Source organism: Streptomyces violaceorubidus, assembly GCF_000717995.1.
Lineage (GTDB): Bacteria > Actinomycetota > Actinomycetes > Streptomycetales > Streptomycetaceae > Streptomyces > Streptomyces violaceorubidus.
On sequence record NZ_JODM01000141.1, the window covers coordinates 1 to 562 of the forward strand.

1 protein-coding gene is annotated in these 562 nt (G+C 59.3%); it reads left to right on the top strand.

The window, feature by feature from the left end:
* Positions 1–79: 79 nt before the first annotated feature.
* On the top strand, positions 80–562 hold a 483-nt coding region (locus IE94_RS36695; RefSeq protein WP_157849454.1), incomplete at its 3' end, for a hypothetical protein.

Genomic DNA, 562 nt, shown 5'->3' on the forward strand with positions numbered 1-562 from the left:
CTTCCGCAGGAACAACTACACATCCAACAATCCACGGACCACTGACTGGCTCCAACGGGTCAGGCGTGGCACGCTCCCGGTGCCGCAGGTTCATCTGGAAGAAATGCACGCAGCCAACGTCCCGGACCTGGACAACGCTCGCGCCACCGAGGACATGAAGAAGCTGACCGCGGAAGAACACATGGAAATCCTCCGCAACAACAACTTCAAGCCAAATAGCGTCGGGGAAACACGCCAGACCTACCAGTGGCTCAACGGTGTCAAATCGGGCAGGATCACGGTGCCGCAGGTATATCTGGACGAAATGCACGCAGCCAACGTCCCGGACCTGGACAACGCTCGCGCCACCGAGGACCAGAAGAAGCTGACCGCGGAAGAACACATGGAAATCCTCCGCAACAACAACTTCAAGCCACGTAGCTCCGGGGAAACACGCCAGACCTACCAGTGGCTCAACAAAGTCAAAGCGGGCAGCACCCAGGTGCCGCAGGTATATCTGGACGAAATGCGCGCAGCCAACGTCCCGGACCTGGACAACGCTCGCGCCACCGAGGACCAGAAG